This window comes from Pseudenhygromyxa sp. WMMC2535 (assembly GCF_011083025.2).
In genome coordinates this window covers 1,519,883-1,534,762 of record NZ_JABJWV010000001.1, presented here as the reverse complement: position 1 = coordinate 1,534,762, position 14,880 = coordinate 1,519,883, and the positions used below count along the sequence as shown (strand labels likewise).

Sequence of the window (14,880 nt, the reverse complement as noted above, 5' to 3'; positions counted from 1 at the left end):
TCTGTGAATCTTTCTCAGTCGCCGGCCCAGGCCGCGACCATCCGCTTCACGCGCTCGGGGTCGACGGGGGCGTGCACGCGCCCACCCACCTTGAGCCAGGTCCCGACGATCGCGGCCTCGGCCAGGGGTCGCAGCCGCGGCGCGTTGCCGGGGGTGAGCCCCGAGCCGATGAGCACGGGGCGACCGCTCGCGGCCTTGCGCACGCGTTCGAGGAGCTCTGCGTCGACGGGCTCGCCGGTGCCGCTGCCGCTGACGATCACGGCGTCGGCGTGGCCACGATCGAGGCAGTCGCGGGTCGCGGCCTCGGGCGTGAGCGGGGCGAGGGGGGCGGCGTGCTTGACGAGGACGTCGGCGAGGATCGCCACGCGCTCGTCCACGCCGAGCAGCCGGCGCAGGCGCAAGGTCGCGGCGGCCTCACCTTCGATCACGCCCTGATCGGTGACGTAGGCCCCGCTGTGCACGTTGACGCGGATGAAATCGAGCTCGCAGGCGGCGGCGATGCCCATGGCCGTGTGGGCGTCGTTGCGCAGGCAGTTGACGCCCACGGGGACACCCAGAGCCCGGCACTCGCGGGTGACCAGGGCCAAGGCTGCCGCCTGCCAGGGAGGCAGGCGATCCCCGGCGCAGCCCTTGACGAAGGGGGCGGAGCCAAAGTTCTCGACGATCAGCCCGGCGACGCCGCCAGCGACGAGAGCCTCGGCGTCGGCGTGGGCGTGGTCGTAGGCGTCGCTGAAGGTGGCCGCGCCCGCGCCGGGGTCACCAGGCAGGCCGGGGAGGTGAACGACGCCGATCAAGCCGCGGGGGATCATGGGTCGAGGCTGCCACACTTGGACAGGGCGTGTGTGTGGGCGACGCCCAAAACTTCAGCGAGGGCGCGCCGCACCTGGCGTAGATTGTTCGACATGGACGATCGCCCTCGACCGGCGCTCGAGCGCGCGCTTCGCTTCGTGGCAGAGCACCTCGACGAGCGGCTGACCGTGGCGCAGATCGCCCGCGTCGCGCACATGAGCGAGTTCCACTTCCATCGGGTGTTTCACGACGTCGTCGGCGAGTCCGTGGCTCGCTACGTCACCCGCCGGCGCCTCGAGATGGCGGCGCTGCGCTTGGCCTACGAGCCCGCGCGCTCGGTGACCGAGGTGGCGCTGAGCTCGGGCTACTCGTCGAGCTCGAATTTCACCAAGGCCTTCACGGGATACTTTGGCTGTAGCCCCACGCACCTGCGCTCGGGCTCGCCGCTGCCCATCGAGGTCGGCCGGCTCACGCAGCGCTTTCACAGGGCCTTCGTGCCCGCCGAGCTGTTCACGCTGCCGCCCGAGCCCTCGGAAGAAGATCTCGAGCGCGAGCTCGCGCGCTGGCGTGAGCGCGTGCGCTTCGAGACGCGAGCCGAGCAGCCCCTGGCCTGCCTCGCCGCGCCCGAGGGCTACGACCTCGGGGCCCTCGAGCGCACCTGGGTCGAGCTCATCGCTCGGGCCACGCAGCTGGGCCTGTGCCACGGCGAGGTCGACGCCTGGGGCATCCCCCACGACAGCCCGCACCTGAGCGGGCTCGATCGTTGCCGCTACCACGCCTGTGTCCCCTGCGAGGCGGGGGCGGCCGTGCCCGAGCCGCTCTTCGCCGGGGCGATGCCGGCGGGGCGCTACGCGGTGTTCTCCTATCAGGGCGCCGTGTCCGAGGTCGCCGACGCCTACCGCAGCATCTACTCGTGCTGGTTTCGCCGCAGCAGCGTCTCGCCCGCCGACTTCACGCCCTACGATCACTACATCGGCGATTTCCCCGAGGGCGGTCAGGTGCGCTTCGAGATCTGGTTTCGCGTGCGCCCGCGTGACGCGGCTTCGGGCTGATCCACGCGGAGCGCAGGATGGGAGAAGCGTCGAGCAGCCGAGGAGAGGCGGACCGGGGCGTCGCTCGGACATGGTGGCGGGGTCATGGGCATCCTGTCGTCACACAAGCGTATTTTGATCACTGGCGGATCCAAGGGCATCGGCCGCGAGGCGGCGCGGCAGCTCGCGGCGGCGGGGCACAGGGTCGTGCTCGCGGCGCGCGGCCGAGACGCGCTCGTCGAGACCCGCGACGCCATCATCGCGGCGGGGGCGAGGCCGAGATCGTGGTGATGGATCTGCGCGATGACGCCAGCGTCGAGCAGGGCGTCGCCCAGGTGCTGGCGAAAGGTCCCGTCGACGTGCTCGTCAACAACGCCGGCTCGGCGGATCAGACCCCCTTCTTGGCTCAGCCCGTCGCAGCCCGACGCAGCGAGCTGGAGCTCAACTACGTGGGGATCCTGCGAGCGACGCGGGCGGTGCTGCCCTCGATGATCGCGCGCGGCTCGGGCTCGATCGTCAACGTCTCATCCTTGCTGGCCGCGGTCGCGACTCCGACCCTGGCCAACTACGCGGCGACCAAGGCCGCAGTCGAGGCCTTCACCCACTCCCTGCGCGGGGAGGTCGGGCCGCTGGGCGTGCGCATGACGGTCTTCGTCGCGCCCCACACCCAGACCGAGCAGGGCGAGCAGACCGAGTTTCGCGGGGTCGTGAGCCTGCCGGTGGACTACGTGGCCGGGCGCCTGGTCCGGGCCATCGATCGCGGGGCCCCGCGCGCTTCGGGGAGCCCCGTCTACGACCTGCTCTTGCGCCTCGCGGCCTGGTCCCCGCGCTTCATGGAGGGCAGGATCCTCGCCGGCGTGAAGCACAAGCTCGCGCTGGAGCTGGCGGCTCCCGAGGTGCCGAGCTGAGGTCGGTCCCAACGCGAGCGCAGCAGACTCTGCGCCCTCGCTTTGCTCACGAGTGTCTTCCCAGGGCTCGGGGCAGCGGGCTCGGGGGGAGCGGCGAGCTGGCCCCAGGGCGAGGAGGGGGGTCGCTGCGCTCAGGCGCCTGGTGCGCGAGACACCAGAGAGCGCCCCGGCGCCCGCGTGAGCCCGACCACGGGTGATCTCGGCCACTTTGGGCCCCCCTGGCTCGCGGGTACGGTCTGCTCCGGAGGCCCTCAGATCCATGTCCCGGACGATTATCCCGAACGATTCCCGCCCTCGCCCCTCCGCGCCCAAGCTGCCCCCGCGCCTCGAGGGTGGCCTGCCGATCGTCGGTCACGGCCTCGAGTTCAACAAGAACCCCGTGCGCCTGCTGAACCGGGCCCGCGAGCTCTACGGTGACCTGTGCACGCTCTCGCTGCCCGGCGCCGACGCGATCTTGATGTCCGGGACCAAGGCCCAGGAGAAGTTCTTCCGGCTCAGCGACGAGGACATCAGCCAGGCCGAGGCCTACCAGATGATGACCCCGATCTTCGGCAAGAAGATCGCCTACGACGCGCCCCAGCCGATCATGAAGGAGCAACTCGGCTTCTTCCACGAGGCCCTGCGCGAGGCTCGGATGCGGACCTACGCCAACGGCTTCATCGAGGAGGCCAACGAGTACTTCGAGGGCTGGGACGACTTCGGCATGGTCGACATGTACGACGTCGGCAACGAGCTGACGATCTACACCTCGAGCCGCTCGCTGCTCGGCAAGCCCTTCCGCGACAAGCTGTCCGGGGAGTTCGCCGAGCTCTATCACGACATGGAGGACGGGCTCTCGGTGCTGGCCTTCTTGGCCCCGAACCTCCCGACCCCGGCCTTCCGCCGCCGCGACCGGGCCCGCGAGCGCATGGTCGAGCTGATCACCAAGATCGTCGATGACCGCAAGTCCAGCGGCTACGTCGGCGACGACATGCTCCAGAGCCTGATGGACGCCAGCTACAAGGACGGCCGCAAGCTCAGCGAGCAGGAGATCACCGGGCTGCTGCTGACGATCATGTTCGCCGGCCACCACACCAGCGGCGTGACCTTCTCGTGGACCGGCGTGCTCCTGGCCCAGCACCCCGAGTGGGTCGCCGAGCTGCGCGCCGAGCAAGAGCACGTGCTCGGCGGGCGCGACGAGCTGACCCTCGAGGACCTGCGCGCGATGCCCAAGCTCGAGGCCACCGTCAAGGAGGTCCTGCGCATGTACCCGCCGATCATCTTGATGATGCGCAAGGTGGTCAACGACTTCGAGTTCGGCGGCTACGACTTCCCGCGTGGCACGATGATCTTCGGCGCCCCGGCGGTCTCGCACTACATCGAGGAGATCTTCCCGAACCCGACCAAGTTCGACCCCACGCGCTTCCTCGACCCGAACAACGTCGACAAGAAGCACCCGATGGGCTGGATCCCCTTCGGCGCCGGCCGTCACCGCTGCATGGGCATCGTGTTCGCCCAGCTCCAGCTGCGCGCGCTGTGGAGCCACCTGCTGCGCAACTTCGACTTCGAGATCGTGCGCGGCGACATCTACGAGCCCGACTACTCGCGGCTGCTCGTCGGCCCGCGTCAGCCCTGCCGGCTGAGCTACCGCCGACGTCGCAAGTCGACGATCGTGGCGGCCTAGGAGCCCGTGGTGAAACCCAACACGACACCTGGCTTGGTCTTTTCGCCGAGGGCTTTGTCGCCAAAACTTGCAGTACGCCCGGTACAGCAGCGTTTTGGCTTCGCGCCCTCGACAAAAATCCCTGCGCCAGGAGCCGCGCTGGGTTCCACCACGGGCTCCTAGCAGTCCGAGTCAGCGGGCAAGAAGCAGGGCAGCGAGGGGAACCTCGCTGCCCATTTTCTTGCTGGCGCACTAGTGTGCGCGGCAGAGGACTTGAAGGGCCCCAGGCTTGGAGCACCGGCCGCTGACTTCGTTGCTCGTCAGTCATTTGTGCCCGACAAACTCCCTCCTCGCGCCTCGTCAGCAACCGGCGGTCCGGCGCCTGGGACCCTTCAAGTCCTCTGCCGCGCACACTAGAGGTTTTGATCGAGCCAGTCGAAGAGGCGGTGGGTGAAGAACGCCGTCGCGCCCGGCTGGACGTGGAACTGCTCGGCCTCGGCGTCGAAGACCAGTGTGCGCGCCTGGATCTGCGCGATCTCCTCGTCGCTCAGCACATAGTCCTGGATCGCGTCGAGGATCGAGGGCATGGCATGCCGCGGTCGAGCGGGATCCGACGCGGACGAAGTAGAGAGAAGTAGAGAAAAGTCCTCGGGCGCAGGGATCGATCGTCGGCCTCCCGAGTCTAGCGATGGTGAAGACGCCAGGCCGATCGCAATGGGCCTCGCGGGGGGAAGTACGACAATGAACACGAAATCAGGACATGGCTATGCAAAGTGGGTGGGCGCGGGCCTCGGGATCGTCTCGCTCGCCTGGGCCGGAGACGCCCACGCGGCGATCGACGTGGTCGACGTCTGCGAGGACGAGGCCTTCAGCCTCGGAGAGCTGGTCGTCTGCATCAGCGATCACATGCCGACCAAGGACTCCGACGGCTACGTGCTGCCGAGCACGATCACCGACGCCGAGACCGACTGGCGCACGCTGGTCAACGATCTCGCGGCGATGGACGAGATCGGCGACTGCGACACGATCACCGTGCCCAGCGCGCTGGTGGGCGTCTACGAGGTGTTCGCGTTTTACGACAATTACACCGGCGAAGAGTACTGCGTGGCCATGGAGGCCCTCGACGGTGACGAGGACGGCGCGGTCGACTACGGGTGGGGCACGCTGATCGTCAACCCCGAGCCGGAGCGCTACTTGAGCGTCGACATCCCGCACCCGCTCGCGGACAACGACACCAACATCGAGGGCGCGGCGATCTTCGCGGGGGTCGGCGCGCACACCTTCTTGATGGCGGGCTCGCACCGCGAGGCCAACGACGAGGACTCCAGCGCGTGCCAGACCGACGAGCACGAGTCGGACGTGGCCCACGCCACCGACACCCTGTTCTTCCCGGCGGTCGTCGAGCTCGACGACTACTTCAGCGCGGCCTCGATCGCGCATACGGCGATCCAGTTCCACGGCATGGACGCAGAGGACAGCAATAGCGGCTGCAACGGAGTCGACGTCTACATCACGCATGGCTCCGGGAGCGCGCCGCAGACCGGCGACTCGATCATCGATCTCAAGTCTTCGCTGCTCTCGGAGCAGCCGAGCTGGACCGTGGTCAACCCCGGAGACACGCCGAGCTGCGGCAAGAACGGGGCCGAGAACGTGGAGGGGCGCTACATCAATTTGGGCGACGAGTCCCTGGTCTGCGGCTCCAACCCGAGCAGCTACACCGGGCGCTTCATCCACATCGAGCAGGACATCGACAACGACCTGACCGGCTTTCGCAACCCCGAGACCTGGATCGCGGCGATCGAGGACGCCTTCGCGCCCTTGAGCACGCCGCCGACCACGAGCACGATCAGCTTTCAAAACGGGGTCGCGCCGAGCGTGGCCTACGCGGGGATGAGCGACACCTTCTTGAAGGCCAACGAGCCCAACACCGCCAAGGGGAGCGTGGTCACCTGTCAGGTCGACGGGGACGCCGGCAGCGAGAAGTGGCAGGCGCTGCGCTGGGACGTGAGCGCGATCCCCTCGGGCAGCGTGATCGACGAGGTCACGGTCACCGTGGAGGTCACCAACAAGACCGGCTCGAGCGGCTACTACGCGTACCCGCTGTCGCGGGCGTGGTCCGAGGCGAACGCGACCTGGAACCACTACGACAGCGCGCTGGCCTGGCAGGTGGCGGGGGCGAGCGGGGCGCTCGATCGCGAGTCGACCCCGGTGGCTCTGTGGGCGCCCGAGGTCACGGGCACGCACACCTTGTCGCTCAACCCCGACCTGGTCCAGACCTGGCTGGACTTCCCCGCGCTCAACTACGGGATCTTGCTGGCCAACGAGGACAACACCAACGGCCTGGACTTCCACAGCGGCGAGGCGACGACGGCGAGCGAGCGACCCAAGCTGACCGTGGTCTACCACTGACAGCGCCGATAGCACCGAGGGCGGCGGGCGCAGCGGGCACTATACTGACCCCGTGCGCCGCTGCCTCGTCCTCGCTCTCTCCTGCCTCGCCGCTTGCGGGTGTTCGCTCCTCGACGAAGACGGCTCGGACGAGAGCGAGGCCGAGCTCGAGCCGATCTGCGCCCAGCCGCTGGCGGCGTCGGTGTCCGTCGAGGCCCTCGCCGCCGACCTCGACGCCCTCGACGCGATCGCGCGGGCCGAGGGTGGCAACCGCTCGGCCGGCAGCTCGGGCTACGCGGCCTCGGCCGACTACGTCCAGGCCGAGCTCGAGGCCGCGGGCTACACGGTCGAGCGCTGGGACTTCGCCTTTGACCGCTTCGTGGAGCTCAGCCCCACGCAGGTCGAGCTCGCCGGCGAGGCGGCGCTCGAGGACGGGGTCGACTTCGCGCTCGCGCGCTGGTCTCCGGGCGGCGAGGTCTCGGCGGTGATCGAGGCCGTGGACCTCAGCTTGGGCCTGGGCAACGAGAGCACGAGCGGCTGCGAGGCCGAGGACTTCGCCGGGTTCACGCCGGGGCGCGTGGCGCTGATCCAGCGCGGCGGGTGCAGCTTCAGGCTCAAGGCCGAGCTCGCCGAGGCGGCCGGGGCCGTGGGCACGCTGATCTTCAACCAAGGTGACGAGCAGGCGCGGACTCAGCTCCATGGCGGGAGCCTGGGGAGCACCAACACCCTCGCCGCGCCGGTGGTCATGCTGCCCTACGCGCGCGGCGAGGCCCTGGCCGAGGCCGCGGCCGTCCAGGACACCCACGCGACGATCATCGCGGACACCGGCGTGCTCGACACGCCCACCTTCAACCTGATCGCCGAGACGCCGGGCGGGGATCCCCAGGCCGAGGTCATGCTCGGCGCCCACCTGGACTCGGTGCCCGCGGGCCCGGGGATCAACGACAACGGCACAGGCACGGCCTTGGTGCTCGAGCTCGCCCGGGGGATGGCCGGCTGTAGCCCGCGACAAAAGGTCCGCTTCGCGTGGTGGGGCGGCGAGGAGTGGGGGCTGAAGGGCTCGCAGGCTTGGGTCGAGGCTCTCGACGAGGACGCGCTCGAGCGGATCGCCCTCTACCTCAACTTCGACATGGTCGCCTCGCCCAACTACGTGCGCTTCGTCCACGACGGGAGCAACGGCCCCGAGGGCTCGGCGCTGATCTACGCGGCCTTCCTCGACTACTTCGCCGCCCAGGGCCTGGCGACGCTGCCCCTGGCCTTCGAGGGGAACTCCGACTTTCAGCCCTTCGTCGACGCGGGCGTGCCCACCGGGGGGCTGTTCACGGGCGCCGGCGGCGACAAGTCGGTGGCGGAGGTCGAGGCCTTCGGGGGCGCGGGAGCGGCCGCCTACGACAGCTGCTATCACCAGGCCTGCGACGACCGTGAGAACGTCGACCTCGAGGTCTTCGCGCAGAACCTCGCGGCCGCGGCGACGGTGCTCGAGGGCTTGGCGGGCGACCTGGGCGAGCTCGCCCGCGATGGTGCGCTCGCGGAGGTAGGCGAGGGCAGTGCGCTGCGCGAGGGGACGGTCGGCGTCGAGGTGGGCGCGCACGAGCACGCCGGCTGCGGACACCCGCTGCGCTGAGCGGGGCCCTGGGCCGAGCAGGCCGCGGTCGTCGGCGCCGCTCAGCTCGTCGGCGCCGCGGGCCCGCGGCGCTTGGCCAGCTTGGCGAGGGCTGCGTGAACGAGGTTGAGGGAGCTCGACGCCCCGCGCGGGGGGAGCAGGGCGAGGAGCAGCTCGCGCTCGAGCTCGAACGGCCAGTCTGCGTCGCCGTGGAGCTGGTCGCGGTAACGCTCGAGCGCGACCTGGAGCCGCGTGAAGTGGGCCCGAGCCTGATCCCGGAAGCCCCCGGGGAAGAGCCGGCGAAGGCGTGGGCTGTGGCTGGCGTGCTCGAAGCTCAGGACCGCGGGCCAGGGCGCCTCGGGGTCCTGGAGGTACTCGGCGAGCACCGTCGCGCAGCCGCCGAAGCCGGCGAGGATGATCGGGGCCTTGCCCGCCTCGAGATCGCAGAGCACCTCCTCGGTGATGCCCGGCAGCCACCCGCTCCAGCCTTCGACCTTCCCGCCGACGACGATCCGCGCGTCGGCGTGCTCGGAGGTCAGCCGCCGCATCTCGCTGATCGCGTCGGCGGCCATGCGCAGGACGTGGGGGCTCTCGGGGTCGGGGTCCCTGGGCAGGGAGAGGGGGTCGACGCCCGGGGGATCGACCTCGAAGAACTCGCACACGCCGGTGAGGTCGGCCTTTTGGGCCAGGCTGATGGCGCGGTAGTGCGGCCAGGTCGAGTAGTTGATGAAGGGCGTGCGGTCGAGGTCCTCGGCCTTGGCCTTGCGCCGGGTCGCGGGCGCGACGGGGGCCCGACTTTGCTGGTTCTTCCAGCCGCGCGCGGTCTCGATCAGCGCCATGGTCAGGTTGCTCCTGGCGATGCCCAGGGTGCCGCCGTAGAGCAGGGTGCAGCCCTGACCGAGCAGCCGCCGGGCCAGGCGGGTGAAGAGATCGTCGACGTGGCGCGGGCCGGTGCCGTAGGGCTCGAGGTCGTCGTCGCCGCCGCCGCCGGACATCGCCACGGTCAGGCCGAAGGGCTCGCCGCGCTCGCGGGCGTCGACGTAGAGCTGCTCTTGGCTGATCAGGTGCACCCGCGTCTCGTCGGTGCCGTCGCGCATGGTCTCGAGCAGCGTGGTCAGCTCGTCGACCTCGGCCGTCCGCAGGCCGTGGCCGGGGTAGGCGATGACCAGCTCCTTGTCGGCGTATTGGCGCAGGTGACCGAGCAGCAAGATCAGCGACCAGGGGTCGGGGATCCAGGTGATCAGCACCAGGTGGCGGTTGTCCGCCTTGCCCTCGAGGAGGGTGGGGCGGGTGGCGTTGAGCTGGGCGAAGCGGCGATAGAAGCTGACCAGCAGGGCCTCGAGGAGCAGGCGGTCGACGACGTCCGCGACGCGGTCGGGGACCCGCTCGGGGTCGTCGGGCCAGCCCACGTGGGGGACCTGGGCGAGCTGGGCCATGGGCCGGCTCCAGCTCCCGCGGGCCTGGTGGACCGCGACCACCGGCTGCACGGTCCAGGCCTCGACGTTGGCGCGGGCGTCGGCGGGGAGCGGCAGGGGGCGGGGCTCCCGGGCCAAGGTGACCTCGCGCCGGCACCAGTGCCGGGTCGGGTAGGCGTCGGAGACCACGCAGAGCAGGACCGCGGAGCCGTGCTTGGCGGCCTCGCTCATCGGTGGATCCCAGTCGTAGCCCGGGGGCAGCTCGTTGGCGTCGTACCAGGGGCGCATCTGGCTGAGGTTGGCCAGGTTGTCGCGGATCGCCTCGGCGATCTGTGTGCCGTCGGCCTTGGCGTGGCTGAGGAAGACCTGCAAGGGCGCCGGGTAGCTCCGCTTGGCTGGGCTGGTGGGCTGGTTGGACTCGGCGGCCTCTCCCTCGATCAGCAGCTGGGTCCGCAGCTCGCGGGTGATGGCCTCGGTCACGGCGCGGCGCAGCAGCCTGGAGCGGCTGTGGATCCGCGCCTCCCGGGCTTTGGCCGCCTCGCTGCCCACAGGGGGATGCTCGGGCTCCTTCGCTGGGCGCGGCTCGCCCACGCGGATCGGGTTGAGGAATTCGTAGAGGAAGTTCAGGCGGTAGAGGCTGTAGTCGACGGCCACGGGGAGCAGCAGGTCCGTCGAGGGCGACTCGGCGGCCTCTTCGCGGAGGCGCTCGAGGGCCAGGCGCCAGCGGCGATCCGCGGCCATGCGGTCGTCGACCAGGAGCACGAGCACGTTGAGCTCGGCGGCGTCCCAGATGATCGGGGGGCTGACCTGGGGCTTGGCCTGGGGTCCCTCGTCGGAGTCGATGACCCGGGCGCGGATCCAGATCGGCAGCCCCGCCTCGCTGCTCCCGCCAGACTGGCCGTGGGGCTGATCGAGGCGAAACCAATCGAAGAGCGCGTTGGCGAGGTCGCGGCTCTCCGGCGTCTGCGGGTGATAGACGACGTAGATCGACAGCGGCGCCTGATAGCGGCGCTCTGGAGAGGTGTCAGCGTCGGGATCGGACATGGCCTACCCCGATGTTCTATCAGCCTACGAGGCGCGAGAGCGCGCGCCTCCCTGCGGCTGGAGAGGCGCGCGTACTCGTTGGCTCGTTGCGCTCAGGTCGTCTTCAGGCCGAGGTCCAGCCAGTGGATCATGCCCCCGGCGAGGTTGGCGACGCGCTCGCGTCCGGCCTTGCGCAGGACCACGGTGGCCTGGGTCGAGCGTCCGCCGGAGCGGCAGACCGCGACCACGGGCTTGTCCGCGGGCAGCTCGTCCACGCGGGCGGCGAGCTCTCCCAGAGGGATCAGCGTGGCCCCGGCGATATGCCCGAGCGGCCCCTCGAATTCCTCGGGCTCGCGCACGTCGACCAGCGTGACCTCGCCGAGGTGCTCCTCGAGCCACAGCGCGTCGAGCTCCCAGATCCCGGCGTAGCTGTAGCGCAGCGGCGCCCAGTCGGGGTCCGCCGGGGGAGCCTCGCCCTCGGCCGGCGCGCCGCAGCGCATGTTGGCCGGGAGCGCGACGTCGATCTGCTTGGGGTGCGGCAGCCCGAGGTTGTGCATGTAGCCGACGAAGTCGGCCTCGCTGCGCTTGCCCCCCAGGCGAGGGTTGAGCGCCCGCTCCTCGGCGACCGTCGACGCCGTGCGCCCGGCGTAGTCGTGGGCCGGGAAGACCAGGCAGTCGTCGGGCAGCGAGAAGATCTGCGTGTGGACGGAGCGGTAGAGCGTGCGCGCGTCGCCTTGCTGGAAGTCCGTGCGCCCGGCTCCGCGGATCAGCAGGGCGTCGCCGGTGAACACCATCGCGCCGCCGTCGAGGACGTAGCTCAGGCAGCCGTCGGTGTGCCCTGGGGTCGCGCGGACCTCGAGCTGGTGGCGGCCGAAGGACACGAGCTCGCCGGCAGACAGGCCGCGGTCGGCCCCCTGCGCGTTGGCGGAGGAGGCGACCGAGATCGCGCTGCCCAGCTCGCGGCGGAGCAGCCAGGCCCCGGTGACGTGGTCGGCGTGGACGTGGGTGTCCAAGGTTGCGAGCAGCTTCAAGTCGAGCTCGCGGACGAGGGCGGCGTCGCGCCTGGCTTGCTCGTAGACTGGGTCGATGATCACCGCCTCGCGGCTGTCGTCATCGGCCAGCAGATAGGTATAAGTCGACGAGCGCGCGTCGAAGAGCTGACGGAAGATCACTCGGCCGGCTCGAGGTTGAAGGGGTATTGAAGGACCATCTCCTCCGTGGGCGTGTCGAAGCCCCAGCTCTGCGCGCGCTCGGTGATGCACGCGATCAGGGCCTCGTCGGTGAGGGTGCTGCCCTCGGCCGCGACCAGCGCGGTGACCTGGCCATCGGCGCCGATGGTGAAGCTGGCGACGAGCTCACCGGCGAGCTCCGGGTTGGCCTCGAGCGCGCTCATGTAGCAGTCCGAGACGTCGTCGAAGTGCTCCGAGACGGTGTTCTCGAAGCTCGTCTTGGTGAGCACCTCGGCCTCGGCCTCGGCCTCCTCGGCGGGATCGCTCTCGGTGTCGAGATCGGCGTCGGCTTGCGCTGGTGGGGCGGCGTCTGCGTCGGGAGAGGTCGTCTCCTGCTTCTTGCAGCCGAGCGTCCCGAACGCGCCGACGAGGGCCAGAGTGAACACGATTTTCGAAGGGCCGAAGCTGGTCATGGTTGAAGAGATTTACCATCGATCGGGCCAGGCTCGGATCGTGGAGCCAGGCGCTGAAAATAAGCTGAGCTAGGGCTGTTCTACCGCCTCTTGGCTGGTGTACTCTCGAAGGACGGTTTCACCATGCTCAAAAAGAACTTACTGACCCTCTTCATTGCCTCGAGCGCGGTCGCGCTTACGGCTTGTCCCAAGGAAGAACAGCCCGCGGACGACGACGCCGAGACCACCACCACGAGCGGTGAGGGTGAGGACGACGTCGACACCTCCACCGAAGAGACCGGCACCGACACCGGCGAGTCGGAGGCCGAGTCGGCCGACACCAGCGGCTTCCTCCCGGACGTGGCAGACGAGGGCAACAGCTGTGACCCGTGGAGCCCCAACGACTGCCCCGACGGTGAAAAGTGCGCGGCCTGGGCCGCGGGGGACACCTGGGACTCCAACAAGTGCGTGCCGATCAACGGCACCGGCGTGACGGGTGACGAGTGCACCTACGACGGCGCCACCTTGGGCACCGACACCTGTGACTCCGGTTACATGTGTTACTACACGACCGACGGCGTCGGCTCGTGCATCCCGCTTTGCACCGGCTCTGCGGAAGATCCGCAGTGCCCCGACAACTTCAACTGCTCGATCTCCAACGACGGCTCGTTGCTGCTGTGCCTGCCCAGCTGCGACCCGCTGCTCCAGGACTGCTCGATCGAAGGCACCGCCTGCTACTTCGACGGCGAGCTGTTCAACTGCGACCCCGCCGGCGAGATCGCCGAGAACTCGGAGTGCGGCTACATCAACGACTGCTTCCCCGGCGGCATCTGCCTCGACGCCTCGGTCTTCCCCGACTGCAGCGGCGCGGCTTGCTGTGGGGCCTACTGTGACCTCGACGATCCCACCTGCTCGCTCGATGGCACGGAGTGTGTGGCCTTCTGGGAAGAGGGCGAGGCCCCTCCCGGACAGGAAAACCTCGGTCTTTGCATCCTCCCCGGCTGAGCCGAGGGTCGCAGAGCCAAAAGGGGCCCCGCTACGGCGGAGGCCCCTTTTTCATATCTAGTGTGCGCGGCAGAGGACTTGAAGGGCCCCAGGCTTGGAGCACCGGCCGCTGACTTCGTTGCTCGTCAGTCATTTGTGCCCGACAAACTCCCTCCTCGCGCCTCGTCAGCAGCCGGCGGTCCGGCGCCTGGGACCCTTCAAGTCCTCTGCCGCGCACACTAGTGTGCGCGAGCCGAGCGCGCGCGCCGGGATCGCGGCTCACTCGGGCAGGATGGTCTCGCAGCCAAAGAGGATCTCGACGCTCGCCTGCTCGAGGCCCTGGAAGGTGGTGCAGGTCTGCTCGCACATGATGATCGTCGTGGGCGCCTCGGGATCGTCGTAGTACCAGCCGGCGTCGACCTGCGCGCACTCTTCGGCGCTCTCCACCCGGGTCAAGGTGACGACGTTGCCCTGGCCGTCGTCGAACTCGACGTTGACCTTGTCGGGGTCGAAGTTCTCGCCCTCCGGGGGCGCGGGGATCTCGAACTCGCAGGGCAGCAGCGAGCCGCCGATGACCTCCTCGGACAGGGCCTGGAAGACCGGGACGAAGTCCTGATCGCAGAGGTCGGCCACGACGCCGCCGGTCATCTCGGCGAGGTCGATATAGGTGTCGCCGATGTCCGCCGCGTCCGCGCAATTCTGCATGGAGACCACGCCGTGGACGCGGACGTCGTCGAGGCCCGGCGCGAGGCTGGTGAAGCTGTTCATGAACGCGCTGGCGCTCATGTTCGACTCGTCGTCGGTGACGATGAGCACGTGGGTGACCGCGTCCTCGCGGATGTAGGGGCCCCACTCGTCGTAGGAGTTGACCAGGCGCTGGAGCGCGTTGGAGCTGCCGATGCTGAGGTCGACGTGGTTGAAGAGCGGGAGGTTGTCGTCGCTGTTGGGGCAGGTGCCGCCGCCCAGGGGCGGGTCCACGCAGATCCCGTAGCCGTTGTCGGGGTAGCTCGACAGCAGGGCCACGTGCACGTCGACGCCGCTGTCGATGATCAGCTGCGAGAAGCTGTTGAGGTTGGCCTGGACCGCGGCGGCCTCGTCCCCCATCGAGCCCGAGTTGTCGACGACGATGATGATGTCGGCGGGCAGCTTCTTGGCCTCGGCTGCCGCGTCGACGCTGGCGCACTCCTCCTCCTCCGTGTCGTCGGGATCCATGTTCCCGAAGTCGAGCAGCGGACCCTCGTCGAGGCCGCCGTCATCGAGGGAGTCTTCCTCGTCGTCGCCGGCCTCGTCGTCGGCCGAGTCCGTCGAGTCCATCAGCCCGATGCCCGAGTTGTCCTCGTCGGCGGGGCGGCCTTCGTCTCCGGTACAGGCGAGGATGAAGACGGGCAACGAGCACAGCGCGGTGTGAATGAGGGTCTTGTTCATCGTGGGTTCCTGCGGGGAGCGAAGGGGTGAGTCGATGTGGACCTGAGTAGC

Annotated in this window: 11 protein-coding genes and 1 pseudogene; 6 read left to right on the top strand and 6 right to left on the bottom strand. The window is 69.5% G+C overall.

Annotated features, from left to right (window positions below; genetic code table 11):
- Positions 1–14: 14 nt before the first annotated feature.
- Positions 15–809: a BtpA/SgcQ family protein gene (locus tag G6O69_RS05680; protein WP_172302508.1), complete on the bottom strand. Its 795-nt coding sequence runs from the start codon at positions 807–809 to the stop codon at positions 15–17.
- 93 nt (positions 810–902) lie between these two features.
- Here G6O69_RS05680 and G6O69_RS05675 point away from each other — a divergent pair, with 93 nt between their 5' ends.
- The 3 genes and pseudogenes from G6O69_RS05675 (at position 903) to G6O69_RS05660 (ending at position 4,391) form a co-directional block, all read left to right on the top strand.
- Positions 903–1,841 (top strand): AraC family transcriptional regulator, encoded by a 939-nt coding sequence (locus G6O69_RS05675; protein ID WP_172302507.1) that lies wholly within the window; start codon positions 903–905, stop codon positions 1,839–1,841.
- An 84-nt stretch (positions 1,842–1,925) separates the two neighbouring features.
- Positions 1,926–2,728 (top strand): annotated as a pseudogene (locus tag G6O69_RS05665) (SDR family NAD(P)-dependent oxidoreductase).
- Positions 2,729–2,987: 259 nt separating this feature from the next.
- On the top strand, positions 2,988–4,391 hold the full coding sequence (locus G6O69_RS05660) for a cytochrome P450 (protein WP_172302504.1): 1,404 nt from the start codon (positions 2,988–2,990) through the stop codon (positions 4,389–4,391).
- A gap of 392 nt (positions 4,392–4,783) precedes the next feature.
- Here the strand turns inward: G6O69_RS05660 and G6O69_RS05655 are convergent, their stop codons facing one another.
- Positions 4,784–4,957, bottom strand: a complete 174-nt coding sequence (locus tag G6O69_RS05655; RefSeq protein WP_172302503.1) for a hypothetical protein — start codon at positions 4,955–4,957, stop codon at positions 4,784–4,786.
- A gap of 190 nt (positions 4,958–5,147) precedes the next feature.
- Here G6O69_RS05655 and G6O69_RS41945 point away from each other — a divergent pair, with 190 nt between their 5' ends.
- Both G6O69_RS41945 and G6O69_RS05645 read left to right on the top strand, forming a co-directional pair.
- Positions 5,148–6,779, top strand: a complete 1,632-nt coding sequence (locus G6O69_RS41945) for a DNRLRE domain-containing protein (protein WP_172302502.1) — start codon at positions 5,148–5,150, stop codon at positions 6,777–6,779.
- 52 nt (positions 6,780–6,831) lie between these two features.
- Positions 6,832–8,382 (top strand): M28 family peptidase, encoded by a 1,551-nt coding sequence (locus tag G6O69_RS05645; protein WP_172302501.1) that lies wholly within the window; start codon positions 6,832–6,834, stop codon positions 8,380–8,382.
- A 41-nt stretch (positions 8,383–8,423) separates the two neighbouring features.
- Here the strand turns inward: G6O69_RS05645 and G6O69_RS05640 are convergent, their stop codons facing one another.
- The 3 genes from G6O69_RS05640 to G6O69_RS05630 form a co-directional block, all read right to left on the bottom strand.
- Positions 8,424–10,820 carry a TIR domain-containing protein gene (locus G6O69_RS05640; protein ID WP_172302500.1) on the bottom strand — a complete coding sequence of 799 codons (2,397 nt, stop codon included), beginning with the start codon at positions 10,818–10,820 and terminating at the stop codon, positions 8,424–8,426.
- A 92-nt stretch (positions 10,821–10,912) separates the two neighbouring features.
- Entirely contained in the window at positions 10,913–11,971 is a 1,059-nt protein-coding gene (locus tag G6O69_RS41480) for an MBL fold metallo-hydrolase (protein ID WP_172302499.1), read from the bottom strand.
- A complete protein-coding gene (locus tag G6O69_RS05630) occupies positions 11,968–12,441 on the bottom strand; it encodes an AgmX/PglI C-terminal domain-containing protein (protein ID WP_172302498.1) in 474 nt (157 codons plus the stop codon). Before G6O69_RS05630 ends, G6O69_RS41480 begins: the two co-directional genes overlap by 4 nt.
- Positions 12,442–12,564: 123 nt before the next feature.
- Here G6O69_RS05630 and G6O69_RS05625 point away from each other — a divergent pair, with 123 nt between their 5' ends.
- The gene (locus tag G6O69_RS05625) at positions 12,565–13,425 is read left to right on the top strand and encodes a ribulose phosphate epimerase (RefSeq protein WP_217909774.1); all 861 of its coding nucleotides are present in this window, start codon (positions 12,565–12,567) and stop codon (positions 13,423–13,425) included.
- A gap of 258 nt (positions 13,426–13,683) precedes the next feature.
- On the opposite strand, the gene G6O69_RS05620 is transcribed toward G6O69_RS05625, so the two are convergent.
- A complete protein-coding gene (locus tag G6O69_RS05620) occupies positions 13,684–14,829 on the bottom strand; it encodes a VWA domain-containing protein (protein ID WP_172302497.1) in 1,146 nt (381 codons plus the stop codon).
- Positions 14,830–14,880: the final 51 nt, after the last annotated feature.

Coding starts and splice junctions, on each gene's coding strand:
- G6O69_RS05680 (WP_172302508.1), bottom strand. CDS start 809: ATGATCCCCCGCGGCTTGATCGGCGTCGTTCACCTCCCCGGCCTGCCT.
- G6O69_RS05675 (WP_172302507.1), top strand. CDS start 903: ATGGACGATCGCCCTCGACCGGCGCTCGAGCGCGCGCTTCGCTTCGTG.
- G6O69_RS05660 (WP_172302504.1), top strand. CDS start 2,988: ATGTCCCGGACGATTATCCCGAACGATTCCCGCCCTCGCCCCTCCGCG.
- G6O69_RS05655 (WP_172302503.1), bottom strand. CDS start 4,957: ATGCCCTCGATCCTCGACGCGATCCAGGACTATGTGCTGAGCGACGAG.
- G6O69_RS05640 (WP_172302500.1), bottom strand. CDS start 10,820: ATGTCCGATCCCGACGCTGACACCTCTCCAGAGCGCCGCTATCAGGCG.
- G6O69_RS05630 (WP_172302498.1), bottom strand. CDS start 12,441: ATGACCAGCTTCGGCCCTTCGAAAATCGTGTTCACTCTGGCCCTCGTC.
- G6O69_RS05625 (WP_217909774.1), top strand. CDS start 12,565: ATGCTCAAAAAGAACTTACTGACCCTCTTCATTGCCTCGAGCGCGGTC.
- G6O69_RS05620 (WP_172302497.1), bottom strand. CDS start 14,829: ATGAACAAGACCCTCATTCACACCGCGCTGTGCTCGTTGCCCGTCTTC.